The 24508-nt window shown below is 70.9% G+C and carries 27 protein-coding genes; 11 read left to right on the top strand and 16 right to left on the bottom strand.

Going from position 1 to position 24508, the window contains the following annotated elements; genetic code table 11:
• Positions 1-78 precede the first annotated feature (78 nt).
• From ispF to ACZ5VC_RS30345, 3 genes are all read right to left on the bottom strand, one after another.
• The gene (ispF, locus tag ACZ5VC_RS30355) at positions 79-576 is read right to left on the bottom strand and encodes a 2-C-methyl-D-erythritol 2,4-cyclodiphosphate synthase (RefSeq protein ID WP_469123186.1); all 498 of its coding nucleotides are present in this window, start codon (positions 574-576) and stop codon (positions 79-81) included.
• A complete protein-coding gene (ispD, locus tag ACZ5VC_RS30350) occupies positions 566-1303 on the bottom strand; it encodes a 2-C-methyl-D-erythritol 4-phosphate cytidylyltransferase (RefSeq protein WP_469123185.1) in 738 nt (245 codons plus the stop codon). Before ispD ends, ispF begins: the two co-directional genes overlap by 11 nt.
• 384 nt (positions 1304-1687) lie before the next feature.
• Complete coding sequence (locus tag ACZ5VC_RS30345) at positions 1688-2170, bottom strand: CarD family transcriptional regulator (protein ID WP_003953493.1); 483 nt, start codon at positions 2168-2170, stop codon at positions 1688-1690.
• A gap of 621 nt (positions 2171-2791) precedes the next feature.
• Here ACZ5VC_RS30345 and ACZ5VC_RS30340 point away from each other — a divergent pair.
• Positions 2792-3469: a copper chaperone PCu(A)C domain-containing protein gene (locus ACZ5VC_RS30340; RefSeq protein ID WP_469123184.1), complete on the top strand. Its 678-nt coding sequence runs from the start codon at positions 2792-2794 to the stop codon at positions 3467-3469.
• Between the two features lie 128 nt (positions 3470-3597).
• Here the strand turns inward: ACZ5VC_RS30340 and phoP are convergent, their stop codons facing one another.
• Entirely contained in the window at positions 3598-4269 is a 672-nt protein-coding gene (gene phoP, locus ACZ5VC_RS30335; RefSeq protein WP_465270246.1) for a two-component system response regulator PhoP, read from the bottom strand.
• A gap of 5 nt (positions 4270-4274) precedes the next feature.
• The gene (gene phoR, locus ACZ5VC_RS30330) at positions 4275-5540 is read right to left on the bottom strand and encodes a two-component system sensor histidine kinase PhoR (RefSeq protein WP_469123183.1); all 1266 of its coding nucleotides are present in this window, start codon (positions 5538-5540) and stop codon (positions 4275-4277) included.
• A 262-nt stretch (positions 5541-5802) separates the two neighbouring features.
• On the opposite strand from phoR, the gene phoU reads away from it, so the two are divergent.
• Together phoU and ACZ5VC_RS30320 are read left to right on the top strand one after the other, a co-directional pair.
• Positions 5803-6483: a phosphate signaling complex protein PhoU gene (gene phoU, locus ACZ5VC_RS30325; RefSeq protein ID WP_469123182.1), complete on the top strand. Its 681-nt coding sequence runs from the start codon at positions 5803-5805 to the stop codon at positions 6481-6483.
• 82 nt (positions 6484-6565) lie between these two features.
• Positions 6566-6706, top strand: coding sequence for a hypothetical protein (locus ACZ5VC_RS30320; RefSeq protein WP_469123181.1), 141 nt, complete (start codon positions 6566-6568; stop codon positions 6704-6706).
• Between the two features lie 77 nt (positions 6707-6783).
• On the opposite strand, the gene ACZ5VC_RS30315 is transcribed toward ACZ5VC_RS30320, so the two are convergent.
• Positions 6784-7254: a GNAT family N-acetyltransferase gene (locus ACZ5VC_RS30315; protein ID WP_469123180.1), complete on the bottom strand. Its 471-nt coding sequence runs from the start codon at positions 7252-7254 to the stop codon at positions 6784-6786.
• 127 nt (positions 7255-7381) lie between these two features.
• Between ACZ5VC_RS30315 and ACZ5VC_RS30310 the strand changes: the two genes are divergently transcribed.
• The 3 genes from ACZ5VC_RS30310 (at position 7382) to ACZ5VC_RS30300 (ending at position 10015) form a co-directional block, all read left to right on the top strand.
• Positions 7382-7729 carry a DoxX family protein gene (locus ACZ5VC_RS30310; protein ID WP_468712512.1) on the top strand — a complete coding sequence of 116 codons (348 nt, stop codon included), beginning with the start codon at positions 7382-7384 and terminating at the stop codon, positions 7727-7729.
• A 51-nt stretch (positions 7730-7780) separates the two neighbouring features.
• Positions 7781-8728: an RNA polymerase sigma factor SigJ gene (gene sigJ / locus ACZ5VC_RS30305; RefSeq protein WP_469123179.1), complete on the top strand. Its 948-nt coding sequence runs from the start codon at positions 7781-7783 to the stop codon at positions 8726-8728.
• A gap of 93 nt (positions 8729-8821) precedes the next feature.
• Positions 8822-10015 (top strand): NAD(P)/FAD-dependent oxidoreductase, encoded by a 1194-nt coding sequence (locus ACZ5VC_RS30300; protein WP_469123178.1) that lies wholly within the window; start codon positions 8822-8824, stop codon positions 10013-10015.
• Between the two features lie 76 nt (positions 10016-10091).
• On the opposite strand, the gene ACZ5VC_RS30295 is transcribed toward ACZ5VC_RS30300, so the two are convergent.
• Positions 10092-10850, bottom strand: a complete 759-nt coding sequence (locus ACZ5VC_RS30295; RefSeq protein WP_469123177.1) for a phosphoglyceromutase — start codon at positions 10848-10850, stop codon at positions 10092-10094.
• 238 nt (positions 10851-11088) lie between these two features.
• Here ACZ5VC_RS30295 and ACZ5VC_RS30290 point away from each other — a divergent pair, with 238 nt between their 5' ends.
• Positions 11089-11328 (top strand): hypothetical protein, encoded by a 240-nt coding sequence (locus ACZ5VC_RS30290; RefSeq protein WP_469123176.1) that lies wholly within the window; start codon positions 11089-11091, stop codon positions 11326-11328.
• Here the strand turns inward: ACZ5VC_RS30290 and ACZ5VC_RS30285 are convergent.
• The 3 genes from ACZ5VC_RS30285 to mshA form a co-directional block, all read right to left on the bottom strand.
• Positions 11318-12991 carry a glycosyl hydrolase family 28-related protein gene (locus tag ACZ5VC_RS30285; protein WP_469123175.1) on the bottom strand — a complete coding sequence of 558 codons (1674 nt, stop codon included), beginning with the start codon at positions 12989-12991 and terminating at the stop codon, positions 11318-11320. The two genes, ACZ5VC_RS30290 and ACZ5VC_RS30285, sit on opposite strands and share 11 nt — an antisense overlap.
• A gap of 129 nt (positions 12992-13120) precedes the next feature.
• The gene (locus ACZ5VC_RS30280) at positions 13121-13612 is read right to left on the bottom strand and encodes a type III secretion system chaperone family protein (RefSeq protein ID WP_469123174.1); all 492 of its coding nucleotides are present in this window, start codon (positions 13610-13612) and stop codon (positions 13121-13123) included.
• Positions 13605-14948, bottom strand: a complete 1344-nt coding sequence (mshA, locus tag ACZ5VC_RS30275) for a D-inositol-3-phosphate glycosyltransferase (protein WP_469123173.1) — start codon at positions 14946-14948, stop codon at positions 13605-13607. The genes ACZ5VC_RS30280 and mshA overlap by 8 nt, the downstream gene beginning before the upstream one ends.
• 196 nt (positions 14949-15144) lie before the next feature.
• Here mshA and ACZ5VC_RS30270 point away from each other — a divergent pair, with 196 nt between their 5' ends.
• The 3 genes from ACZ5VC_RS30270 to ACZ5VC_RS30260 all read left to right on the top strand — a co-directional run bounded on the left by ACZ5VC_RS30270 (position 15145) and on the right by ACZ5VC_RS30260 (position 18723).
• Positions 15145-15942, top strand: coding sequence for a class I SAM-dependent methyltransferase (locus tag ACZ5VC_RS30270; protein ID WP_469123172.1), 798 nt, complete (start codon positions 15145-15147; stop codon positions 15940-15942).
• A 205-nt stretch (positions 15943-16147) separates the two neighbouring features.
• Positions 16148-17191 carry a C40 family peptidase gene (locus ACZ5VC_RS30265; protein WP_469123171.1) on the top strand — a complete coding sequence of 348 codons (1044 nt, stop codon included), beginning with the start codon at positions 16148-16150 and terminating at the stop codon, positions 17189-17191.
• A gap of 296 nt (positions 17192-17487) precedes the next feature.
• A complete protein-coding gene (locus tag ACZ5VC_RS30260; RefSeq protein ID WP_469123170.1) occupies positions 17488-18723 on the top strand; it encodes a PP2C family protein-serine/threonine phosphatase in 1236 nt (411 codons plus the stop codon).
• 12 nt (positions 18724-18735) lie between these two features.
• Here ACZ5VC_RS30260 and ACZ5VC_RS30255 read toward each other — a convergent pair whose 3' ends face one another.
• The 4 genes from ACZ5VC_RS30255 to ACZ5VC_RS30240 form a co-directional block, all read right to left on the bottom strand.
• Positions 18736-19077 carry a DUF2516 family protein gene (locus tag ACZ5VC_RS30255; RefSeq protein ID WP_469123169.1) on the bottom strand — a complete coding sequence of 114 codons (342 nt, stop codon included), beginning with the start codon at positions 19075-19077 and terminating at the stop codon, positions 18736-18738.
• Positions 19078-19279: 202 nt separating this feature from the next.
• Entirely contained in the window at positions 19280-19852 is a 573-nt protein-coding gene (locus tag ACZ5VC_RS30250; RefSeq protein ID WP_469123168.1) for a hypothetical protein, read from the bottom strand.
• 26 nt (positions 19853-19878) lie between these two features.
• A complete protein-coding gene (locus tag ACZ5VC_RS30245) occupies positions 19879-20397 on the bottom strand; it encodes a helix-turn-helix domain-containing protein (protein WP_469123167.1) in 519 nt (172 codons plus the stop codon).
• A gap of 209 nt (positions 20398-20606) precedes the next feature.
• Positions 20607-21722 (bottom strand): FAD-dependent oxidoreductase, encoded by a 1116-nt coding sequence (locus ACZ5VC_RS30240; RefSeq protein WP_469123166.1) that lies wholly within the window; start codon positions 21720-21722, stop codon positions 20607-20609.
• A gap of 53 nt (positions 21723-21775) precedes the next feature.
• On the opposite strand from ACZ5VC_RS30240, the gene ACZ5VC_RS30235 reads away from it, so the two are divergent.
• A complete protein-coding gene (locus ACZ5VC_RS30235) occupies positions 21776-22468 on the top strand; it encodes a TetR/AcrR family transcriptional regulator (RefSeq protein WP_469123165.1) in 693 nt (230 codons plus the stop codon).
• Between the two features lie 376 nt (positions 22469-22844).
• Here ACZ5VC_RS30235 and ACZ5VC_RS30230 read toward each other — a convergent pair whose 3' ends face one another.
• Both ACZ5VC_RS30230 and sigJ (ACZ5VC_RS30225) read right to left on the bottom strand, forming a co-directional pair.
• Complete coding sequence (locus ACZ5VC_RS30230) at positions 22845-23438, bottom strand: hypothetical protein (protein ID WP_469123164.1); 594 nt, start codon at positions 23436-23438, stop codon at positions 22845-22847.
• Between the two features lie 79 nt (positions 23439-23517).
• Positions 23518-24399, bottom strand: coding sequence for an RNA polymerase sigma factor SigJ (sigJ, locus tag ACZ5VC_RS30225; protein ID WP_469123163.1), 882 nt, complete (start codon positions 24397-24399; stop codon positions 23518-23520).
• Between the last annotated feature and the right edge of the window lie 109 nt (positions 24400-24508).

Raw genomic sequence — 24508 nt, 5'->3', positions numbered from 1 at the left:
CAGTGCCCCGCGACCTATTCCCGGTCGCGGGGCGTCTTTTTGCGCACGCTTTCGCCTGCGGGGGCGGCGGCGGAGGGCTCAGGCCGTACGGAAGACCAGCGCCGTGGCGATCGCGGCGAGGCCTTCACCCCGGCCGGTGAGGCCGAGTCCGTCCGTCGTCGTACCGGAGACGGAGACGGGGGCGCCGGCCGCTTCGGAGAGCGCCTTCTGTGCCTCGTCGCGCCGCTTGCCGACCTTCGGCCGCACTCCGATGACCTGGACGGCCACATTACCGATCTCGAAGCCCTCGGCGCGGACGATCCGGGCGGCCTCGGCGAGGAGGGTCACTCCGGAGGCGCCCGACCACTCGGGCCTGCTGGTGCCGAAGTGGGCGCCGAGGTCGCCGACCCCGGCGGCCGAGAAGAGCGCGTCGCAGGCGGCGTGGGCGGCGACGTCACCGTCGGAGTGGCCGGCGAGGCCGTACCCGTCGTTCTCGGCGCCGTCCCAGAGCAGGCCGGCGCACCACAGTTCGCGGCCCTTCTCGAAGGCGTGGACGTCTGTGCCGATACCGACGAGGGGGAGCGTGCTAGAAGCCATCGTTGGCCCTCCTGCGGGCGAGAACCGCCTCGGCGAGTACGAGATCGAGGGGCCGGGTGACCTTGAAGGCCTCCTCGTGACCGGGGACGACGACGACCCGCAGGCCGAGCTGCTCGACCATGCTCGCGTCGTCGGTGACGTTGTCGGTGACGGTCGCGTGGGCGCGCGCCAGGGTGTCGTGGTCGAAGCCCTGCGGGGTCTGCACCGCGCGCAGGAGGGACCGGTCGGGGGTCGCGACGACGGGCTCGGGCTCGCCCTTCTCGCGGGGCTCGACCTGCTTGACGGTGTCCGCGAGCGGCAGTGCGGGGACCACGGCGACGGCGCCGTCCCGTACCGCCTCGATCACCGCGTCGACGGTGTCGACGGGGACGAGGGGGCGGGCCGCGTCGTGGACGAGGACGGTGGTGATGCCCTCGGGCAGCGCTTCGAGGCCGAGCCGGACCGACTCCTGGCGGGTGTCGCCGCCGGGGACGACGAGGTAGTCGGTCCTCTCGGGCAGGGCGTGGTCGTCGAGGAGGTTCTTGACCTCGTGGGCGCCGTCGGGCGGGGCGACCACGACGACGAGCGAGACCGCGCGGGAGGCGGCCATCGCGCGGATGGCGTGGATCAGCATGGGGGTGCCGTTCAGGGCGCGGAGCGCCTTGGGGGCGCCGGGGCCGAGGCGGACGCCCCGGCCGGCCGCTGGGATCACCGCGGCGGTGCGGCCAGGCCGCGTTTCGTCTGACATCGGTTGCACTCCGGCAGGTTTGTTGGCTCGGCCGACATGGGTATGGCCTTGGGGGCACCCCCCGGGCCCGGAGGTTCCCGAGGATTGGGGGAGTGCCGGGCGCTCGACCGGACCCTTCCGTGACACCGGTTGAGCACCAGCTGCGTCAGCTGCCCGGCCCGGCACACCAGGGGTGCGGTGGGTGTGAGGCGCTGGGGTGTGGTGGTCCGTGGTTTCGGTGTGATGGCCAGTGGTGCGCCTGTGGTGCTAGGCGCGGTGCCTCTGTGGTGCAGTGCGTCTGTGGTGCAGACATGCCGCAGCGCCCGGCGACAAGCCTGATTTCTCAGGATGTCAGCGGGCACCGCGGCATTGACTACAGCGACCAGCGACCTTGAAGCAGGTCACTCAGGACGCGAGGACCTCGTCGAGCAGAGCCTCGGCCTTGTCCTCGTTCGTGTTCTCCGCGAGGGCCAGCTCGCTCACCAGGATCTGCCGAGCCTTGGCAAGCATGCGCTTCTCACCTGCGGAAAGTCCGCGCTCACGCTCGCGGCGCCACAGGTCGCGCACCACTTCGGCGACCTTGATGACATCGCCGGAGGCGAGCTTCTCGAGATTTGCCTTGTAGCGACGGGACCAGTTCGTCGGCTCTTCGGCGTACGGCGCGCGCAGCACCTCGAAGACCCGGTCCAGCCCGTCCTGACCGACCACATCGCGCACGCCGACGAACTCCGCATTGTCCGCAGGCACACGTACCGTCAAGTCGCCCTGGGCGACCTTGAGCACCAAGTAGGTCTTGTCCACGCCTTTGATCTGGCGAGTTTCGATAGCCTCGATCAGCGCGGCCCCGTGATGGGGATAGACCACGGTGTCGCCAACCTTGAACGTCATGTGACAGGTACCCCTTCCGTGGCTATCCAGGGTAACACGGATACGGCTTCTTCTGAATGGCGTTTTCGCAGGTCAGGGCATATCTCGGGGCTTGACAACAGCGATGGGCACGTGCTGCGCAGGGCTTACGGAAGGGGGTATTCGCAGGTCGGAGCGGCTGCGCGGGGGGCGAGAAACCCGGACGTTACACGCACTTGGAGGCCCTCCGGAGAACCCTGATGTCCCGTTTTGCCGGTTCCAAGAGGTGATCTTCCCGTACTCCGTTCGGATGTCGGTCACCCGTACGGACGCATCCGCGCCGAATCCACGAATTGATCACCGGCCGATCACGCACGGCTATTCGGTAACGGCCGGGAAGTAATGCGCGGCGGCCACTTAATTGATCAAGGCGGATATGTGAACGGCGGACGAATCGGCGGGATCCCGCCATCGGCGCGGTACGACTCCGGGTCGGCGGCGGCCGGACTGCGTGGCGGGTGACGGTCCGAGTCCGAGGCGGCGGCGAGGCCTTGGGGGCGGGTCGGGTGCGGCGGGGGCGGGACGGCTCGGTAACCTGAGCGCGCTGAACCATGCACAGCCCGTCCACAAGCCCGTCCGTACGTCCAAGGAGATGCCGCCGCCGTGAGCCGCAGCCTTCGACGCGGCGCCCTCGCCGCCACCGCCATCGTTCTCTCGATCGCCTCGCTCTCCGCCTGCGGTGCGGGCAACGACGCCCAGACCCTCGAAGTAAGGCCGGACAACGCCGCCGTCACCGTCGATGACGTCAAGATCCAGAACGCCGCGGTGATCACGCAGCCGAAGGGCGCCGAGGGTCCCGCCGTCGTCTCGGCGACGATCTTCAACAACGGCCGCGAGGAGCAGAAGCTCGAATCGATCACCCTGCCCGGCAGCTCCGGCACCGTGAAGCTCACGGGCGTCAAGGGCTCCTCCGGCGTCACCGTGCCGGCCAACGGCTCGATCGTCCTCGGTGGCAAGGGCAACCCCACCGCGGTGATCGCGAACGGCCGCGAGGCGACGAAGGACGGCGATGTGCAGGACGTCGTCTTCAAGCTGAGCAAGACCGGTGACGTGAAGATCCAGGCGCTGGTCGTCTCGGCGACGGGCTACTTCAAGAACTACGGCCCGGACGAGGTGCCGGCGCCGCCGGCCGGCGGGCCGGACAAGAAGCCGTCGGGCTCGGCGACGGGCGAGCCGGCCGACGGTGCGCACGGCGAGGGTGAGCAGTCGGACAAGCCGGCCGGCGGCGCGACCGCCCCGTCGGACGCCGCCTCAGCGTCGCACTCGGCCGCCGGTCACTGAGGCCGCGCGTCGCCGACCCCCTGAAACACCGCGTGCGCCCCGCCGGACGGATCCGGCGGGGCGCACGCGTATGAGGCCATGAGTCCCGGGTGTACGCGGAAGCCCTACGGGGCCCCGCGCGGGCCGGCCTACGGCTCGAACTTGTAGCCGAGGCCGCGGACCGTGACCAGGTAGCGCGGCGCGCCCGGGTCCGGCTCGATCTTGGCGCGCAGACGCTTCACATGGACGTCGAGGGTTTTGGTGTCGCCCACGTAGTCCGCCCCCCACACCCGGTCGATGAGCTGCATCCGGGTCAGTACGCGGCCCGCGTTGCGCAGCAGCATCTCCAGCAGGTCGAACTCCTTCAGCGGGAGGTCGACCTTGCCGCCGGAGACCGTGACGACGTGGCGGTCCACGTCCATCCGGACCGGCCCGGCCTCCAGGGCGGCCGGGGTGACCTCCTCCGGCTCTCCGCGGCGCCGCAGGACGGCGCGGATGCGGGCGACCAGCTCGCGCGAGGAGAAGGGCTTGGTGACGTAGTCGTCGGCTCCTATCTCCAGGCCGACGACCTTGTCGATCTCGCTGTCCTTGGCGGTCACCATGATGACCGGGACGTTGGAGCGGCCGCGCAGCTGGCGGCAGACCTCCGTACCGGGCAGACCCGGCAGCATCAGGTCGAGGAGGACCAGGTCGGCACCGTTGCGCTCGAACTCGTCGAGACCGTCGGGCCCGGTGGCCGCCACAGCGACTTCGAAACCCTCCTTGCGGAGCATGTAGGAAAGGGCGTCGCTGAAGGATTCCTCATCCTCGACGACAAGCACTCGGGTCACGGAAGGACCTCCGGGGCGGGGAGCGGTTCGGTGGTGGTCACAGGGTCGATGTCATGGTCGGCGGTCGAGGCCGGCGAGGGGGAGGCGGAGGACGAGGAGGAGCGTTCGCGGCCGGCTCCGGCCTCCGGCAGCCGCAGGGTGAACGTGGAGCCCTGACCCTCGGTGCTCCAGACGGTCACCTCACCGCCGTGCGAGGCGGCCACGTGCTTGACGATGGCCAGGCCGAGGCCCGTACCGCCGGTGGCGCGGGAGCGGGCGGGGTCGACGCGGTAGAAGCGTTCGAAGACCCGCTCGCGGTCCTTCTCGGAGATGCCGATGCCCTGGTCGGTGACGGCTATCTCGATCATGTCCCCGCCGGGGGCGGTGACGCGGCGCGCGGCGATACCGACGCGGGTGCGGGCCGGTGAGTAGTTGACGGCGTTCTCGACGAGGTTGCCGAGAGCGGCGGCGAGCTGGCCGCGGTTGCCCCACAGGATCAGGTCCGCGGCTCCCCCCGAGGCCATGGTGATCTGCTTGGTGGAAGCGGTGTGTCGGGAGCGGTCGATGGCCTCGGCGACCAGTTCGTCGACCCGGACGGGCTCGGAGTCCTCCAGCGGGTCGTCGTTCTGCACCCGGGAGAGGTCGATCAGCTCCTGGACGAGGTTGGTCAGCCGGGTGGCCTCGATCTGCATCCGGCCGGCGAAGCGGGTGACCGCCTCGGGGTCGTCGGAGGCGTCCATGACGGCCTCGGAGAGGAGCGAGAGCGCGCCCGTCGGGGTCTTGAGCTCATGGCTGACGTTCGCCACGAAGTCACGGCGCACCGCTTCGATACGGCGGGCCTCGGTGAGGTCCTCGACGAGCAGCAGCACGAGCCGGGAGCCGAGCGGGGCGACCCGGGCGGAGACGGCCAGGGCCTCGCCGCGGCCGGTGCCCCGCCGGGGCAGGTCCAGTTCGACCTGGCGTATCTCGCCGTCCCTGCGGGTGTCGCGGGCCATGTGGAGCATGGGCTCCACGGCCAGCTTTCCGCCGCGGACCAGGCCGAGCGCGTACGCCGCGGAGCTCGCCTTCACCACCGAGTCGCTCTCGTCGAGTACGACGGCGGAGGAGCGCAGGACGGACAGGACGGTGTCGACGCCGGGCGGGAGCACGGCGTCGGTGTGCAGGGAGGTGCGGGTGGGCCTGGCCTGGTCGCGCTCGCTCCAGCGGAACGCCAGCATGGCGATCACGCCGGTGCACACCCCGGCGATAGCGGCCAATGCGGCAACCGCCGCGTTCACGTCCATGCATCCAGGTTATGCGTGGTCACAGACACTCTCCCAGCCGTCCGGGTGGCTGCTCGAACAGTCGTCGCCCAGAGTTCACCGAGGGGATGGTGCGGGTTCACTTGGTCCGAGGCGGACCCCGGGCCGCGTCGCCCAGAGTTCACCCGGGTGAAAGTGCCGGTTCACTTGTGGTGGGAGAGCCGGACGCGTAAGGGGCTGACCGTGGGAACGTGGGGGTCCGAGCCCCACCCGGACCCCGGTTGCCGTGTAGAGAGGGACACCCATGCGGGACGCGTACCACGAGGAACTCGACTCGATCGGCGAGGGCCTGGTCGAGATGGCCAGGCTGGTCGGGTCGGCGATCGGGCGCGCCACGACGGCCATGCTCGACGCGGATCTGAAGCTCGCCGAGAGCGTGATCGCGGCGGACCAGAAGGTCGACGATCTGCAGCACGATCTGGAGGCCCGGGCGATCGCGCTGCTCGCCCGTCAGCAGCCGGTCGCCACGGACCTGCGGATCGTGGTGACCTCGCTGCGCATGAGCGCGGACCTGGAGCGCTCGGGCGACCTGGCACAGCACGTGGCCAAGCTGGCCCGGCTGCGTTTCCCGGACACGGCCGTGCCCCGGGATCTGCACGCGACCATCCTTCAGATGGGTCAGCTGGCGCAGCGCCTGATGGCGAAGGCAGGCGAGGTCATCATCACGAAGGACGTCGATCTGGCGCTCCAGCTGGAGCAGGACGACGACGAGATGGACCTGCTGCACCGGACGCTGTTCCAGCACCTGATGGACGACCGCTGGAAGCACGGCATCGAGACGGCGGTCGACGTGACGCTGCTGGGCCGTTACTACGAGCGCTTCGCGGACCACGCGGTGTCGGTGGCCAAGCGTGTCGTCTATCTGGTGACGGGTGAGCACGCGGACGATCTCCAGCAGTCGGAGGCTCCGGTCGAAGGCGCCTGATTGCCGCAATGCGCCGTTGATGCGCCGGGAGTTGTGGGCATGCAATGGGGAGAGGCGATGTACGCCCTTGAGGAGGGACCCCATGGCCGATTCCCCCACGACCGACTCCCCGCAGGAAGCGCCTGTCGAAGTGGTGCTCCTGCCCGTTCTCGGCGCCTGCGGCTGCGGCTCGGGCTGCGGTTGTGGCTGCCAGTCCGGCGCGCCGTGCCAGTGCGGAGGCTGAGGCGGCCGTTCGCATGGACGACGACGAAGGGCCCTGCCCCCCTCGGGGGCGGGGCCCTTCGTGGCGGCATTGACGGCTCACCCGGTGGGCAGGTCCCGTACACCGACGGTCTGGCCGCCGCTGGTCTCGCCCGTCGGGCGGAAGCCGAGCCGCCGATAGAACTCCCCCGGGCCCTCGTCGCCCGGCTCCCAGGTCGTGTAGACCCGTGTCCCCCCGCGCCGGCGCACCTCATCGCACACCGCTTCCACGGCGAACCGCCCGTATCCGCGGCCCTGTTGGCCGGCCGCGATGTTGAGCCGCCACAGTCCGCTGCGGCGGTCGTCCGGGTCGTTCTCCGGATTCCAGCGGATGTCCAGGAACGCCATCAGGAAGCCCACGAGCACGTCCCCGTCGAAGATCAGGCGGGGCCAGGCGGTGTCACCGTACGCGTACGCCTCCGCGAGGGACGTGACGACCGGTGAGACGTTGCGCTCCTGGTCGGGCCGTACCCGCAGGGCTGTCGCGGCGTCGACGGTGGCGGGGGTGACCTTCTCCAGGCGGGGTGTCATGCGCGCACCATAAAGATCTTTCCGCGTCCTGTCACACTCTCGCGCCGCGCCGGGTCAATGCGGTGAGAGCCCAACGCACCGCGCCGGAGCGACTCCGCACCGGCTTCCGCCCGAAGAGGAGCTTCCGATGTCCACCACCTACGTCGTCGTCACCGTCCTGGCCGCCGTCATGACGGGCTTCTCCGCCGGATCCGTCTTCTTCCGTGCCAAGTGGGTCGTCGAGCCCCTCGCCGACTACGGCGTCCCGCGGTCCTGGTGGACCTGGCTCGGCGTCGCCAAGGCCGCCGGAGCCGTGGGCCTGCTGGTGGGCCTGGCGCTCCCGGTCGTCGGCGTGCTCGCCGGCATCGGCCTGGTCCTCTACTACGCGGGGGCCGTCATCACCGTGATCCGGGCGCGCTGGTACGCCCACACTCCCTTCCCGCTGGTGTACGCGGCCCCGGTGGTCGGCGCGCTGGTCCTGGGGTTCACCGCCTGAACACCACCCGGATCCGGCACGGTCCGCACCGCGAGAGCTAGGATCCGGGCCATGGCCCTGACCACGAACGACGTGGACCGTTTCGAGGCCTCCAGGCCCCGCCTGGAGGCCATCGCCTACCGCCTCCTGGGCTCCGCGAGCGAGGCCGAGGACGCCGTGCAGGAGACGTTCCTGCGCTGGCAGGCCGCCGACGTCGACCACATCGAGGTCCCCGAGGCCTGGTTGACGAAGGTTCTCACCAACCTGTGCCTCAACCAGCTCACTTCGGCACGCGCGCGGCGCGAGACCTATGTGGGCCAATGGCTGCCCGAGCCGCTGCTCGGCAGCGACCCGATGCTCGGCCCCGCCGAAACCGCCGAGCAGCGCGAATCGGTCTCGTACGCCGTTCTCGCCCTCCTGGAGCGCCTCTCCCCCGGCGAGCGGGCGGTGTACGTGCTGCGGGAGGCCTTCGGCTACCCGCATCGGGAGATCGCCGAGATCCTCGACCTCACCGAGGCCGCCAGCCAGCAAATCTTCCACCGCGCCAAGAAGCACGTCGCCGACGGCAAGGCCCGTACCGAGATCGACGAGGCCGCCGCCCGGCGGATCGTCGACGAGTTCCTCGAGGCCGCCACCAGCGGTCGCACCGAGCCGCTCGTACGGCTGCTCACCCAGGACGCCATCTCGATCGGCGACGGCGGCGGGAAGGTCCCGGCCCGCACCAAGGCGTTCGAGGGCGCTCTCGCGGTCGCGAAGTTCATGCGGGGCCTGTTCAAGCCCAGCAAGGCCAAGCGGACCCTGGTCGGCGGCTCGCCCGAGGTCTACGCCACGACAGCCAACGGCGACCCCGCCATCGTGGCGGTCCTCGGCGGACGGGTCATCGGCATCATGTGCCTGGAGGTCACCGCCGACGGCATTGCCGCGGTCCGCAACCAGGCCAACCCCGACAAGCTCGAACGCGCGACCCGGCAATGGGCGGCCACCGACCACGGCGAGCCCCTGCTCAAAAACGCCTTCTGACCCCGATGTGAGGTGCTTCACATCGCGTTCCTGTCAGGAAACGGCCGGCCGCCCGGTTCAAGTGGCGAATCCGCTCAAGACAGGAGCAAGGAAATGCAGCACCGCATCATCGTCCTCGGAGCCGGATACACCGGAGCCATCGCCGCCGGGCGCCTCGCAAGGCGGCTCCGCCGCGAAGACGTCGCCATCACCCTCGTCAACGCCGAGCCCGACTTCGTCGAGCGCGTCCGGATGCACCAGCTTGCGGTCGGCCAGGACCTCAAGCCCCGGCCCTTCAGTGAGATGTTCGCGGGCACCGGTGTCGAACTGAAGCTCGGGAGGGTCACCGGCGTCGACGTCGACCGCCGGACGGTCTCCGTGATCGACGCGAACGGCGCCGAGGAGCTGGAGTACGACACCCTCGTCTACGCGCTCGGCAGCGGCTGGAACGACCAGGGCGTCCCCGGCACCGCCGAGCACGCCCACGAGATCGCCAGTCGCCCCGGAGCGCTCCGGCTGCGCGAGCGCCTGGCCGCTCTGGCGGCCGGAGAGCCCGTGGTCGTGGTCGGCGGCGGCCTCACCGGCCTGGAGGCCGCGACCGAGATCGCCGAGGCCCGCCCGGACCTCGACGTCACCCTCGCCGCCCGCGGCGGCCTCGGCGACTGGCTCTCGCCCAAGGGCGGCCGGCACCTGCGGAAGGTCGTCGACCAGCTCGGCATCACCGTGCACGAACACGCCGCCGTCACCGGCGTCGAGGCCGACCGTGTCGCCACCGCCGACGGCAGGTCCCTCCCGGCCGCGGTCACGGTGTGGACCACCGGTTTCGCCGTCCACCCGATCGCGAAGGCCACCGCCCTGGAGGTCACCGACACCGGCCAGATCGTGGTCGACCGGACCATGCGCTCGGTCTCGCACCCGGACGTGTACGCGGTCGGCGACGCGGCCATGGTGATGGGGCCCGGCGACAAGCCGCTGCGGATGTCGTGCGCCTCGGGCGTCCCCGTCGCCTGGCAGGCCGCCGACGCCATCGCGGCGCGCCTGACCGGCGGGAAGCTGCCGAAGGTGCCGGTCCGGTACTTCAACCAGTGCATCTCGCTGGGCCGCAGGGAAGGCCTGATCCAGTACGTCACCGCCGACGACCGCGCCGTCCGGGCGGCCCTGACGGGACGGCTCGCCGCCGTCTACAAGGAGCTGGTCTGCAAGGGCGCGGCCTGGGGCGTCGCCAACCCGCTGCTCGTGCCGACCCGGCCCCGCCGCGTGGTGCGGGAACCGGCCCGGGCGGGCGCCGCGCTCAAGGCGACGGCCTGACGCTCCACGTGCACCCGCACCTGACGAAGCCCCCTGCCGGCGGAGAAACCGCGGCAGGGGGCCTGATCAGTACCGCTTACTTCTTGCCCTGGTTCTTCACGGCCTCGATGGCCGCGGCCGCCGCGTCCGGGTCCAGGTAGGTGCCGCCCGGCTTGACCGGCCGGAAGTCGGCGTCCAGCTCGTAGGCGAGCGGGATGCCCGTCGGGATGTTCAGGCCCGCGATGTCGGCGTCCGAGATGCCGTCCAGGTGCTTGACCAGCGCGCGGAGGCTGTTGCCGTGCGCGGCGATCAGGACCGTGCGGCCCGCCAGCAGGTCCGGGACGATGCCGTCGTACCAGTACGGCAGCATCCGCTCGACGACGTCCTTGAGGCACTCGGTGCGCGGGCGCAGCTCGCTCGGGATCGTCGCGTAGCGGGCGTCGTGTGCCTGCGAGAACTCGTTGTCGTCGGAGAGCGGCGGCGGCGGGGTGTCGTACGACCGGCGCCACAGCATGAACTGCTCCTCGCCGAACTCGGCGAGCGTCTGCGCCTTGTCCTTGCCCTGGAGCGCGCCGTAGTGGCGCTCGTTCAGGCGCCAGGAGCGGTGCACGGGGATCCAGTGGCGGTCCGCGGACTCCAGCGCGAGCTGCGCGGTGCGGATGGCGCGCTTCTGGAGCGAGGTGTGCAGTACGTCGGGGAGCAGACCGGCGTCCTTGAGCAGCTCACCGCCGCGGACTGCCTCCTTCTCGCCCTTCTCGGTGAGGTTGACGTCCACCCAGCCGGTGAACAGGTTCTTCGCGTTCCATTCGCTCTCGCCGTGGCGGAGGAGGATCAGCTTGTACGGTGCGTCGGCCATGCGTACGAGACTAATGGACGTCCCCACCGGCTCGCGGGCCGCTCGACGCTTGACGACTCCCGTCAATTGAGTGGCCGTGCCAGAGCACGCGCTTGTAAGTTGCTGGTGCCGGATCAGCCACTTACAGGCGGCGCTGCCGCCGTCGGCCCAGGGGGAATGCGCGAATGTCCATGGCTACGCTCAGACATGCTGCTCTGGTCGTCCGCCTCTCGCCGGTGGGTGCGGGCGCTACCAGGGCATGTACACGCCGTCCTGGTCCGCGGCCGCGCTGGTCGCCCCGCTGATGTCCGGCTGGGCGATCGACCGCTTCGGGGCGCAGCTGTGGGGGACGTGCGCGGTGCTCGGAACGGTCGCGGGCCTCGGGTACGGGCTGCTGATGCGCGGTCTGGCCTCGGAGGACGAGATCGCCGGCGAGCCCGCGAAGGCGCCCGCGCCGACAGCGCCCGCGCCCACTCCGACCGAGCAGGTCACCGCCTGAGCGCGCGCTGCGCCTCGTACAGGTTCCGGGGGCGTACGGCGCCGGGCGCGCCGTACGCCTCCAGGCGTGAGTTCAGTACGCCCGTGAAGTCCGGGACGTCGATCTGGTCGAACTCCCGGACCTCGCTGATGCCGACGGTCGCGCTGCGGGGCGCGATTCCGTCGATCTTGACGAGGCCCGCGCGCTCATTGGTGACGGTGATGTTCCAGTGGGCGAAGCGGGCGCCGTAGAGCGGTCCGGCGGAGGCGTCACCGCCGTGGCGGCCGGTGTTGTTCACCGTGATCTCGGTACGGACGTTGGCGAACGGCATGCCCCGGTGGGTGTCGAACGTCCCCGTCTCCATCAGCCCGCGCGACCACACGTTGTGGCTGGAGAGCCCCTCCACGTTGATGCCGTGGAGCTGGGTGCCGGCGGGAGCGGGCGTCGTGCGCGCGGCGAGCGTGAAGTCCTCGATCAGGTTGTCGTGGGAGCCCTCGCGGCAGAAGTACGGATGGTGGGAGCCGCGGCCCTCCACCCGGGTCCGGCGCAGGGTGCAGGCGGAGGCGGCGACCAGGCCGAACCCGTTGTCGACATGGCGGACCGTGACGTCGTCGGCCCAGCAGTCGTAGGCGCACTGGAAGGTGACACCGTTGTAGCCCTTGTCGAGGAGGTGCGGGGACTGCGGGGTCTCGACGGCCTCGAGGGTGAGCCCTTCGACGCCGGAGCCGGTGAGCGGGGTGACGAGGGTGGTGAACCTCGGGTCCCACTCCGGGCGGACGTCCAGCGGCAGGGCGCGTTCGAGAAGGACTCTGCGGCCGCGTACGGAGGTGACGCGGACCGGCCACTCGTAGGGGACGTACGACGTCAGCTTGGTCTTGTCGTCCCAGGTGTACGCCGCCGGGCCCGGCCCGTCACCCGCCATGTGCCGCAGGAGGGTGTGGGAGGTGTCGTCGGCGAGGCGCAGCAGGATCAGTCGGCCGGGGTGCAGTTCCGACGGGTCGTCGACCGTGAGCGACCAGTCGCCGCGCCGGGCGGGGCGGAGGGTGGTGAGGGTGCGCCACTCGTCGCGGGCGTTGCCGGTCCAGCCCTCGAAGGGCCAGTTCCGGGACCGGATCGCGGTGGTGAGCGAGGCGTGGCGGTCGGCCGGACTGAGCCAGACCAGCCCGCCGGCCCAGGACCAGGAGGACTTGTCGCCGCCGTAGCGGGAGCCGTACGGGCCGATGAGTTCGGTGAGGCTCTTCGTCGCGAGGAGCGTGGTGCGGGCGGAACCGGCGCCCCGCAGAACGACGTTGCTGTGGCCGATGTGGATGAGGCCGTCGACGCGGTACGTGCCGGGCGGGACCAGGACGGTGCCCCCACCGCGTTCACCGGCGGCCGCGAGGGCGCGGTTGATGGCCGGGGCGGAGTCGGTGGCGCCGCGCGGGTCGGCACCGTGATCGCGGACGTCGACGACGAGCGGGCGGCGGGGGCGCGGGTGGGCGCCGGCGTGGCCGACGTAGGGGATCTGGTCGTGGGTGTACGGGTCTTCGAGGAACTCGCGCCACAGCGGCGTGACAGCGGGGGCCTTCGGTGCGGGGCCGGCGGCGGGGGCGGCGGGGCCCGGGGCCGCTCCCGTGGTAGCCGCGGTGCCCACGGCCGTCGCGCCGACGAGCAGAGTGCGCCTGGTGATACCGGTTCCAGCCATGACCATTCTCCAAGTATGTGAACGCTATGCAGGCGTACGTGCACAACGCCGGGAGCATGTCATGGCAGGGCAGAGCCCGGGAAGGAGTGGTGCAGGGGTTGTTGGGAGAACCCGCGACGGTGGAGCCCGTCAGCCGGACGTGCCGCCGGTCAGATTCGTGAACGCGTCCAGATTGCGCGTGGATTCACCGCGGGACACCCGCCACGCGTACTCCTTGCGGATCGCGCTCGCGAACCCCAGCTCCAGCAGGGTGTTGAACGAGCCGTCCGCCGCTTCCAGGACCGACCCCAGGAGCCGGTCCAGCTCCTCCGGAGTGACCGCCGACAGCGGGAGCTTGCCGGTCAGATAGATGTCGCCGAGGCTGTCGACCGCGTAACTCACCCCGTACAGCCTCAGGTTCCGCTCCAGGAGCCAGCGGTGCACGCCCTCGGCGTTCTCGTCGGGATGACGGATCACGAAGGCGTTCAGGGAGAGGGAGTGGCGGCCCACCCGCAGGGAGAGCGTGGTGGAGAGCTTGCGCGTGCCGGGGAGTTTGACGACGTACGAGCCGGGCTCGGGCGATTCCCACTCCAGCTCGGCGTCCTTGAACGTGTCCTCGATGACCTGCCGCACGTCAGCCATGGTGGGAGCGTACGCGACGCCGGTGTTCGTGCATCGCCGCGGTGTAGACGTCGGCCGTTCCCGAGGCCGCCGTGTCCCAGCCGAACGAACCGGCGTGCCGGGCCGCCGCCGCGCCCATGCGGGCCGAGAGGGACGGGTCGTCGACGAAGCGGCCCAGGGCGTGCGCGTAGTCGGCCGGGTTGTGACCGGGGACCAGGAAGCCGGTGAGGCCGTCCCTGACGGCGACGGGCAGGCCGCCGACGGCCGCCGCGACGACGGGCGTCCCGGCCGCCTGCGCCTCGATGGCGACGAGGCCGAAGGACTCGCTGTACGAGGGCATCACGAGGACCGACGCGGCCCGGAACCAGTCGGCGAGCCGGTCCTGGCCGACCGGCGGATGGAAGCGGACGACGTCCGCGATACCGAGCCGCGCCGCGAGCTTCTGGAGTCCTTCGGGCTTGGCCAGGCCGCTGCCGCTCGGACCGCCGACGATCGGGACGACCATGCGGGAGCGCAACGAGGGGTCCTCGTCCAGCAGCCGGGCGGCCGCGCGCAGCAGGATGTCCGGGGCCTTCAGGGGCTGGATGCGGCCCGCGAAGACGGGGATGAAGGCGTCGGCGGGCAGCCCGAGGCGGGCGCGGGCGGCGGCGCGGCCGTCCAGCGGGCGGAACCGGTCGAGGTTCACGCCCGGGTGGACGACGGCGACCTTGGCGGGTTCGGCGTCGTAATGGCGGACGAGTTCGTCGGCCTCCTCGTCCGTGTTGGCGATCAGCCGGTCCGCCGCGCGCACGATCTGGGTCTCGCCGATGACGCGGGCGGCGGGCTCGGGGGTGTCGCCCTCGGCGAGCGCCGCGTTCTTGACCTTGGCCATGGTGTGCATGGCGTGGACGAGGGGGACGCCCCAGCGTTCGGCGGCGAGCCAGCCGACATGGCCGGAGAGCCAGTAGTGGGAGTGGACCAGGTCGTAGTGGCCCGGCCGGTGGCCCGCCCAGGCCTGCATCACCCCGTGCGTGAAGGCACAGAGCTGGGCCGGCAGGTCCTCCTTGGGCAGCCCTTCGTACGGCCCCGCGTCGATGTGGCGGACCAGGACGCCCGGTGCGAGCTCGACGAGGGGGCGGAGCCCGCCGGTGGTGGCGCGGGTGAAGATCTCGACCTCGATGTTGATGGCCGCGAGCCGTTTGGCGAGTTCGACGATGTAGACGTTCATGCCGCCCGCGTCGCCCGTGCCCGGCTGGTGCAGCGGCGAGGTGTGGACGCTGAGCATCGCGACCCGGCGGGGGGCCCGGGAGCGGCCGGGGAGCCGCAGCCTGGACGGCGCCGCCAGGGTGCCGGCGAACCGGGACACGTACTGGCTCACGTCACGGTCCTTCCGCTCGGGACATGGCATGGCGAACCCGGAGGCGAGCGCGTGCCTCCACGACCCGCTCAACAGCGGAATGCCTCCTTTCATTTCCGCTTTGCCAATTCATTGCCCGGGCGTCGGCGTGTCCGTATGCACGTGCCCGGGACGGGAGGCGTGCCGGGCGGACGGAGGGACGGCTTACGCTCGTTCCATGGCCCCGCGCACCACCCGCCCCGTCGGCACGCCCACCCGCGGGACCACCAACCCCAATCGTCTGCGCCGCATGGACCGCTGGATCGCCGCCACGCACGGCCCAGCCCTGCGGCGTTCCGCCGACGCGCCCGTCGCGGTGGACCTGGGGTACGGGGCGGCCCCCTGGACCGCCTTGGAGCTGCTCGAACGGCTCCGCACCGCTGCCCCGCACACCCGGGTGGTGGGCATCGAGATCGAGCCGGCGCGCGTCGCGGCCGCCGCTCCCTACGCCCGCGAGGGCCTCTCCTTCGTCCACGGAGGCTTCGAGGTGCCCGTGGCGGGCGAGGCGATGCTGATCAGGGCGGCGAACGTGCTGCGGCAGTACGACGAGGACGAGGTGGCCGCCGTGTGGCGGCGGCTGTGCGACCGGCTCGCACCCGAGGGCCTGCTGGTCGAGGGAACCTGTGACGAGATCGGGCGGCGGCACGTGTGGGTCGCGCTCGGGCCGGAGGGCCCTCGCACGGTGACCTTCGCCACCCGGCTGGGCTCGCTGGACCGGCCGTCGGATCTGGCGGAGCGGCTGCCGAAGGCGCTGATCCACCGCAATGTGCCCGGCGAACCGGTGCACGCGTTCCTCCGCGACTTCGACCGGGCGTGGGCGGCGGCGGCTCCGTACGCGTCGCTCGGCGCCCGGCAGCGCTGGATCAGGACGGCGAAGGACCTGGCGGCCGACTGGCCGCTCGCGGACGGGCGTGGGCGGTGGCGGCAGGGCGAGATCACGGTGGCGTGGCCGGCCCTCGCACCCAACTCCCGGTGAGCCGCGCGCCGGTGTCCGCCGAATGGTTGGCGCCCAAATGGAACGGATCGCCACGATCATTCGTCCCACACGGGTGGATGTGACCCGTCGGGCGGCGGTTGCCCCTGTCGCTTTGCCGTGGGGCGTGGCACCATCGCCCACGTCACTGGGAAGTTACTGACGGTAAATCACATTCGCGTACTGGCGTGTCCGGAGGGGGAAGCTTGTGAACCGACGCCGTTGTGCCACCGCCGCGATCACCGCGGCCTGCGCCCTGACGGTGCTGGCGTCATCCATGCAGGCGGCGTATGCGTCACCGCTCCCGCCACCGCTCCCGAAGAAGAGCCTCGAAGAGGTGCGCAAGGAGATCGACGGCCTGTACCGCAAGGCCGCGGTCGCCACCGACGCGTACAACCTCGCCGAGGAGCAGACCAAGAAGCAGTCCGCCGAGATCGTGAAGCTGGCCCGGGCGATCGTGGCCGGCCAGAACCGGATCGGCGACCTGAAGGGCCGGGCCGGCGCGGCCGCCCGCGCACAGTACCGGGGCGGCGGCCTGCCCCCCGAGGCGCAGCTCGTGCTCACCGACGACCCTCAACTCTTCCTGGACGGCGCGGGCCGCCTCCAGGAGGGCCAGAAGGCGACGAAGGACCTGCTCGGCGAACTGACGCGGGCGCAGAGCGAGTTGACGGCCTACACCAAGGACGCCAGCGACCGGTGGACCAAGCTGGAGGCCAACCGCGTCAAGCAGGCGAAGGCCAAGAAGGACATCAACGACAAGATCGCCGCGGCCAAGAAGCTGGAATCCCGGCTGGCGGCGGCGGAACTGGCGCGGCTGCTCGAACTGGAGCAGCAGGACCAGTACAAGCAGCAGGCCGCCTGGCTGAACACCGGCGTGCTGAAGGGCCTCAGCGGCGCGACGACCGAGCAGGGCAAGAAGGCCGTCGCCTACGCGACCCAGCAGATCGGCAAGCCGTACGTGTGGGGCGCCGAGGGCCCCGGATCGTTCGACTGCTCCGGGCTGACGCAGAGCGCCTGGGGCGCGGCGGGACGCGGGATCCCGAGGACCTCGCAGGAGCAGTGGCGGCTGCTGCCGAAGGTCCAGATCAAGGACATGCGGCCGGGCGACCTGATCATCTACTTCGCCGACGCGAGCCATGTCGGGATGTACGTGGGCGGCGGGGCGATCGTGCACGCCCCGCGTCCGGGGCGGAATGTGACGATGGCCGGTGCGGGCTCGATGGCGATCCTGGGGGTCGTCCGCCCGATGTGACGTGGCGCGGTGATGCCACGGGCTGCCGTATTGAGCCGACTTCGCCGGATGTGACCGTACGTGCGGCGGCATGACATGTGACCCACGCCATGCCGCCGTCCACCGCCCCCGGCGTGATGTTCGTCATGACCCGTCATGACCCTGGGGGCAACTACCTCCCCATGCGCGGCATATGCCATCCGCTCTTCGTCGATCACCATTCCGCTGGGCCGCCGCCTACCGCTATGGTCCCCGTCTGGCGGTGCGTCGATCGGCGCTCTGCCGCGCCCTCGGGGGGAGGGAAGGAAACCGGACCGATGGCCGTACCCGTACCGCGACAGAGGAACACCGCCGTCGCGGAGGCCGCGCATGGCGGCGTCAACGGCACCGATCTCACCCTTCTGGTGATCGAGAACGACCCGACGGGCACCTTCACCGTCCCCGAGCTCCTCGACGCGGCCGGTACGAGGGTCCGGATCCGCACCGCCCGCAACCTCACCGAGGCGGAGCGGCTCCTCACCGACGACATCCACTGCATCCTCGTGGACCTCGCCCTGCCGGGGCGCCCGGAGGACGACGAGCTGGCCCCCCTGAAGCACGTCCTGCGTCTCGCGCCCCGCCACGCCGTCCTGGCGCTGACCGGGTCCGGCAATGCGGAGCTGGCGGCGGAGGCCGTCCGGGTCGGCGCCCAGGACCATCTCGTACGCGAGGAGCTCGACGGGCGACTGCTGAGCCGGGCCATCCGGTACGCCGTGGAGCGCAAGCGCGCCGACGCGGTCCAGGTGAAGCTGGCCGAGTCCCGGCTGCGGGCCCAGGAGAACGCGCGCCTGGAGCGCGGACTGCTGCCGACCCCGCTGCTGGAGGGCTCGGACCTGCGGTTCGCCGCGCGCTACCGCCCCGGCCGCTCGCGGGCACTGCTCGGCGGAGACTTCTACGACACCGTCCGCACGCCCGACGGCACGGTCCACGCGATGATCGGCGACGTCTGCGGCCACGGCCCGGACGAGGCCGCGCTCGGCGTGGAGCTGCGGATCGCCTGGCGCGCGCTCACCTTCGCGGGCCTGTGCGGCGACGAGCTGCTCTCGACGCTCCAGCAGGTGCTGGAGCACGAGCGGGAGAGCGAGGAGATCTTCGCGACGCTGTGCACGGTGGACATCGCTCCGGACGGGCGCCGGGCCGGGCTGTGCCTGGCCGGCCATCCCTCACCGCTGATCACCCGGCACGGCAGGGCCGCGCAGCTGCTTCCGTACGAGGACAGCGGCCCGGCGCTCGGGCTGCTGCCGCGTGCGCGCTGGCCGCGCCGCCAGGTCGAACTGGGCGGTTCGTGGAGCCTGATGATGTACACCGACGGCCTGATCGAGGGCCGCTCGGCGGGCCCCGGATCGCCGCGGCTCGGCCAGGACGGCATGGTCGAGATGATCAATCGCCAGCTGGCCGAGGGCCTCGGCGGCGAGGAGCTGCTCGAGGCGGCGGTGGCGCAGGTGCGGGAGCTGAACGGCGGTGAGCTGACCGACGACGTGGCGGTGCTGCTGCTGGACCGAGACCGCCCCTGAGGGACGCGGCGGCTACCGGCCGCCGTTGTAGGGGCCGTACGGTCCGTCGCTGCTGGACCCACCGCTGCGGCCCCGGCCGCCGCCGGAGACCTGCCTGAGCGCGGGACGGACGTCGACGAAGAACACGATCGACGCGATCAGTCCGGCGATCTGCAGGAAGAGCATGGGCAGCACGAGGTTCACGACCACCGTGATGCCGAGAATGATCAGCCAGAACTTCTTGGTCTGCTTCTCGGCCGCGCGGTAGGCGTCTTCGCGTGCCAGCGCCGCGAGGACGAAGGCGGCGATGCAAGTACCGAGGAAGACCAGGCTGAGGACCAGCCCGAGAATGTTGTCGAATCCCGCACGCAACATGGGTGAGCACCGCCTAGTGAGTGGATGGAGCGTCTCGCGGCCAAGGTACCCGTATACCCCGGAAACGTATCCCGGGAACGGTGTCCGCGGCGTGAGGGGAGCCGCCGGGGGGGGGACGGTGAAGTGCCCGCCCCGGGACCGGTCTGCCTCTTCGCGCTTACGTGTTCTTCGCGCCTGCTTCTCGGTGACTACTTCTCGGTGATCACTTCTCGGTGACCGGGGCGGTCTTGCGCACCGGCGTCTTGCGGGCGGGGCCCTTCTTGGCCGCCGGAGCGGCCTTGGACTCCGTGGCGGCGGAGTGGGCGGGGGCTTCCTCCTGCGCCGGCACGGTCGGCTTGGCGTCCGGCTCGACGGCGACCGCGATCTCGGCGATCTCGTCGGCGGCCTCACCGCGCCACGCCCGTACGGCCTCCTCGCCGTGAGCGGCGACCTCTTCGTACTTCTCACGGGCCTTGACGGCGTACTCGGCGGCCACGCCGACACCACGCAGGGCCAGGTCCTGTGCGGTCTCGCCGAGCTTCTTCAGGTCGGTGTCGAAGTTCCCGAGCACCTCGGTGAACTTGGCCTGGACCGTGGCCTGGGCCTCCTTGGCCTGGCTGGTCACCTTCTCCTGCACGGCCTTCGGGTCGGTGTTGCGCACGGCGTCGATCCGCGCGGGGGCCTCGGCGGCGATCTGCTCGATCAGGCCCGGCACCTTCTTGGCCTGCTGAACGGCGAGGTCGGCCGTGCCGGCCGCGAAGTAGAGGGGCGTGCGCAGCTCTTCGATGATGGCCATGACTGTGGTCCTCCCGGATCGCAGAGTCAGAGGTCGGATGAGGGTGATGCGGGTGATGCGGCACCACTGCCGTCGGCCGTGCGGGGGCCTTCATCGGCGGTGTCATCGGCGCTTTGGGCGCTTTCGACGTTCCTGGTGCTTTCGGAGCCGTTCGTGCTCTCGGCATCCTTGCGCCCGGCACGCTCCGCGGTCTCGTTCTCGAGCGCGTTTTCCTTGCGGAACGAGTCGTAGATCTGGAGCAGCACCTGCTTCTGCCGCTCACTGATCGAGGGATCGGCCAGAATGACGGCCCGCGTCTCCAGCTCGTCCCGCTCCCGTTCGTCGAGGATCCCGGCCCGCACGTACAGCGTCTCGGCGGAGATCCGCAGGGCCTTGGCGACCTGCTGCAGCACCTCGGCGCTGGGCTTGCGCAGACCGCGCTCGATCTGGCTGAGATACGGATTGGACACTCCGGCGGCTTCGGCGAGCTGCCTCAGGGACAGCTGCGCGGTGCGCCGCTGCTCACGGAGGTAGTCACCGAGATTGCCGACGTTGAGTGATGCCATGCGTCCGATGGTGCCCCGAGACGCTAACTATTGCAAGCACACGCTTGCAATAGTGCGCCGTGTCACCCGTCCCGGGCGGAGGGCTGCGTTCGGTACAGGCGTCCGTGCGTTCGTCCAACGGTGGTTTTGCCGGAAGGGACTGCGACGGTGCCGTGCTGTCTCGTGCAGCCGCGGCGAGCCGTTGGTGCTGATGCTCTCGCGCTCGGCGGTCAGGATGGCTGGACTTGGTCGAAGAGGGCGAGGGCTTCGGCGGGGTCCGGGCTCACGAGGCGTTCCAGACCGGCCATCGTGATCTTCGCCCACCTGCCGGCCCGTGCCCACATCTGTTCCTCGAAGGCGCGAACGGCCTCGTCCAGGTCTTCAGGGCCGGTGGCGATGGACTCGGCGAGTTCGGCGCCTTCCAGCATCGCGAGGTTCGCGCCCGCCCCCAAGGGGGGCATCAGGTGGGCGGCGTCGCCCAGTAGCGTCACTCCGGGGACGTGGGTCCAGGTGTGGGACACGGGCAGGACGTAGAGGGGGCGGTGGACGAACGCGGTGCCGTGGCGGAGGAGGTCGAGGACGGGAGCGGCCCAGCCGTCGAAGAGAGTCAGCAGGCTCGATCGCACGGCCTCGGCGTCGGCCAGGTCCAGGTTCGTGTGCTCCAGCGGCGCGCGGAACTGGGCATACACCTTGACGTGGCCGCCGCTGTTGCGCTGGGCGACGAGAGCTCGGTTCACGCCGTACACAGCCACGGAACCGTCGCCGATCAACCGAGCGAGGTCAGGGTGGCGGGTGTCGACGTCGTCCAGGGAGGTCTCGACCGATGCGACGCCGGTGTAGTGCGGCGTCACCGACGAGACTGCCGGGCGGATCCGGGACCAGGCGCCGTCCGCGCCGACCACGAGGTCGAACGTCTCCTGTCGCCCGTCCGCGAAATGGACCAGTACGCCATCCCGGGTCCCCGGCACCACCTGCGTCACGTCCCGACCCCACTGGACGTCGAGAGGGCCGAGCAGCAGGTCACGGAGTTGCCCGCGGTCGATCTCGGGATTGGCCCGGTCATCCGGGCGGGGTTGCCAGTCACGCAGGACGGTCCCGTCCGTGTCCAGGATGCGCATGGCCTGCCCCTCGGGACGAGACAGCGCCTGGAACTCCGCCAGCAGCCCCGCCTTGTCCAGCGCGAGCTGGCCCATCCCTTCCTGCAGGTCCAGCGCACCGCCCGGGGGGCGGGCGTCGGGGGCGGGATCGCGTTCGAGGACGGTGACGGGGTGGTCATGGCGGTGCAGGACGCGGGCGAAGGTAAGGCCGGCAGGACCACTCCCGACCACTGCGATGCGGTGTCTCATGTCGATACACTGTATTTCCCGAATACGGTGCATCGCAACGGTACGGTGTGAGCATGACTGTCTGGGACCGGCCGGAGCCGCCGATTCGCCCCGTGCCGCTCGACCGGGAGCGGATTGTCGCCGCCGCCATCGCACTGGCCGACGAGGGCGGGCTGGAGGCGGTGTCAGTGCGCAAGGTCGCGGCCCGCCTGGACGCCGGTCCGATGCGGCTGTACGGATACATCTCCACCAAGGAGGAGCTGTTCGACCTCATGGTGGACGAGGTCCAGGCCGAGATTCTCCCCGAGGAACAGCCCGGTGACTGGCGGGAGGCGCTGCGCATCCTCGCCGACCGCACCAGGCGAGCCGCTCTCCGTCACGAATGGCTGGCCGACCTGCTCGGCGGCCGCCCGACCCTGGGCCCGAACGGCCTCGCCGTGACCGAGGCCACGCTGGCCGCCCTCGACGGCCTCGCCGACATGGACACCGTCATGCGCGCTGTGGAGACTGTCAGCGCCTACTTCACCGGCGCGATCAGGCGCGAGATCGCGAACCTGCGGGCCGAGCGCGCCACGGGCCTGTCCAAGCACGACTGGCAGCGCGCCCACGGCCCGCATGTGACGAGAATGCTGGCCACCGGCCGCTTCCCGGCGCTGGCCAAGGCCGTGTACGACGGCACGGACGTGGACGCCGAGACATCCTTCGCAACCGGCCTGGACTGGGTCCTCGACGCCGTGGCCGCCAAACTGACCCGGCCGCCGGCGTGACGCTCAGCTCTCGCCGAATGTGAGCGAGGTCGGGGTCGGAAGAGCATGAAGGCCCACGTCCGGTCCGGTCCGGTGAGAAGACGCAGCCGATCCTGACCTGAACGGCTTCGAGCCGGGTGAGGATGTCGACGGTGGATGGCAAGGCGAGAGTCTCAGTACCTCGCCTCCTCGCCCGTCGGAGGCGAGCCGCCCAGATGTCGGCAAGCTGCCGGCCGGGAACGCTGCCGTCCCATACGACGAACTCGCCTCCGTCGAGAAGCGCCGCTCCGGCGGGTTCGCAGGCCCTGGTGGCCTCCCGGCATCCCGGCGAGTTCTGCCCGGTCCGTCTGTCGCCCTTTCGCCTGCTGTCCCGCTGTCCTGCTGTCCCGCTGTCCGCTCAGACGTCAAAGTGGAGCTCAGGCCGGGTCCAGAGGGTGAGGTCGCTGCTGGTGGCGACCGCCAGGGTCAGTCCGGAGGGAGAGAACCCGGCCGCGCGGAGTTCTGAGTACTCGGAGTGGAAGACGTGCCACCACGTCCCTCCCGCCGGGCCTTTGTGGGACCCGCCGTCGGCGGAGAGGATGACGCGGTCGTGGGGCCACTCGGGGCTGACGACGTCCAGGGTCCAGCCGTCTGGTGTGGTGCTGTGCAGGCCGCCGCCGAAGAGCCCGGCGATACGCACCGGCGCGCCCTCGATCGGGCCGAGCCCGGGGCAGGCGAGCTCCGGCGACGCGTCCGGAGTGCTGGTGTCGGGGTCCGGGTCCCGGTCGCGGGCGACCTTCTCGCCGGTGACCGCGTCGAAGAGTCCATGGCCGTCGCTGGACACGACCATGACGAGGTCGTGCCCGCTGTCGGGATGGACGGCGAAGCCGATGCCGAGCAGACCCCCGATGGGGGTCCTGTGGTCCAGCACCGGCTGCCACGGCTCCGGAGCCGGCATGACGGTGGCGGCGAGGTAGCGGTCGCGCAGCTTCTGCTGGTACTCCGTGATCAACTCGTCTCCTCGGAGCGTCTGGGGCGAGGGTCAAGACCACGAACGATCTCAAGGTGACAAGTTCCGTGCTCGGTCACACTCACCCCTCCAGGACCGTCAGGTCCAGCTGGAGCAGCCGCTCCGGGTCGGTGAGGACGTCGATCGCGACCGTCTTCCCGTCCGTGACGGTGAAGGCCATGACGGACATCGGCCGGCCGTTGACGATCACGACGACACCGGCGGCGCCGTTGATCAGCGCCGGGCGCACGAACGGGGACAGCTTGCGGAAGGTGATCGCCTGGGAGGCCACCGTCCGCGCGCCGTTGAGCACGAGCGTGCCGCGGGTGCCCCGGTCGCCGTCGGCGCGCAGGATGACGTCCGGATGGAGTACGGCGACGAGCGCCTCGAAGTCGCCGTCGCGCGAGGCGGCGAAGAAGGCGTCCACGACCTCGCGCTGGCGGGCGAGGTCGGGGTCGGGGACCGGGGCCCGGCCCTGCACCCGGCGGCGGGCACGGCTCGCGAGCTGCCTCGTCGTCGCCGGGGTCCGCTCCAGCAGCGGGGCGATCGTGTCGAAGGGCACGGCGAACATGTCGTGCAGGACGAAGGCGATCCGCTCGTCCGGGGACAGCGACTCCAGGACCACCATGAGCGCGAGGCCGACCGAGTCGGCCAGCAGTACCTCCTGCTCGGGTTCGATCCCGCTGTCGCTGCTGATGACCGGGTCGGGCATCCGTATCTCGATGGAGTCCTCGCGCCGCTGCTCACGCGAGCGCAGCATGGTCAGGCACACCCGCGCCACCACCGTGGTCAGCCACCCGGCCAGGTTCTCGACGTCACCGGTGTCGGCGCGGTCGTAGCGCAGCCAGGCCTCCTGAACGGCGTCCTCGGCCTCGCTCAGCGACCCCAGCATCCGGTAGGCCACCGCCCGCAGCCGGGCCCTGTGCGCCTCGAACTCCTCCACCGGCAAAGAAATCTCGTCCACGCCGCCCCGCCCCGTTCTTCCCTCAACGCCCTTGTGGCGCCCGGAAGATCATCCTGAACGATTCGCCCGCGGGGGGCCATGAGTCGGTGCGCATGAGTTGGTGGTCATG

The sequence above is a fragment of the Streptomyces sp. NPDC033174 genome (assembly GCF_055577795.1).
Note: the sequence above shows the minus strand (reverse complement) of the source record. Positions and strands in the feature narration are given on the sequence as shown.